The 700-nt window shown below is 59.7% G+C and carries 1 protein-coding gene; it reads left to right on the top strand.

Annotated features, from left to right (window positions below; all coding sequences use genetic code 11):
- Positions 1 to 99 precede the first annotated feature (99 nt).
- The gene (locus C1I89_RS33780; RefSeq protein WP_102775362.1) at positions 100 to 672 is read left to right on the top strand and encodes a plasmid pRiA4b ORF-3 family protein; all 573 of its coding nucleotides are present in this window, start codon (positions 100 to 102) and stop codon (positions 670 to 672) included.
- Positions 673 to 700 lie beyond the last annotated feature (28 nt).

The following is a 700-nucleotide window of genomic DNA, read 5'->3' as shown; positions in this document are numbered from 1 at the left end:
TGTCTTGACCGTGATTGCCGATCATCCGGTAAACCGGATTGATGAACTGTTGCCGTGGAACGTTGGCAAGCACGCGCTGTCGCTGGATAGAGCGGCATAATGGTCGCCAAGGTTGTCGCGCTGCAAGGGCAAGCGATGGTATTGCGTATCGAACTGCGCTACGTTCAGCCGACGGTCTACCGCACCATTGTGGTTCCCAGTCGCATCACCCTGCCCAAGCTGCACGTCACCATCCAGCAAGCCATGGGCTGGCTCGGCGGCCATCTGCACGAGTTCATCATCGACGATACGCATTACGGTGAGCTTGACCCCGATTACCCCGAGCCTGATCTGAGAAGCGAGAAGCGCGTGCGCCTGGACAAGGCGCTGGGCGTACGGCGTCAACTCGATTACATCTACGACTACGGGGATAACTGGGCCCATCGGATTCGGCTGATCGAGGCGACGCCCTTTAGCGGCCCGCTGGATTCCCCTTGGTGCCTGGACGGCGCCAATGCCTGCCCGCCCGAAGATGTGGGTGGGGAGCCGGGCTATATGGAGTTCTTGGAGGCCATGGCCAATCCCGCGCATCCTGAACACGAACAGATGATGCAATGGCATGGCGGCCCATTCGATCCAGCTGCCTTCGACCTTCAAGAGGTCAACGAGCGGCTGATGCAGATTCGGATTTAACGCAACACGGTGCTGGCCGGGCCGTTAC

Origin of the sequence: Achromobacter pulmonis (assembly GCF_002885955.2) — a bacterium.
Taxonomy (GTDB): Bacteria; Pseudomonadota; Gammaproteobacteria; order Burkholderiales; family Burkholderiaceae_B; genus Achromobacter; species Achromobacter pulmonis_A.
The sequence above is the reverse complement of the archived record's forward strand: the minus strand, read 5'-3'. Positions and strand labels throughout refer to the sequence as shown.

Excerpts from the sequence above, each read along its gene's own strand:
- C1I89_RS33780 (WP_102775362.1), top strand. The coding sequence starts at position 100 with ATGGTCGCCAAGGTTGTCGCGCTGCAAGGGCAAGCGATGGTATTGCGT.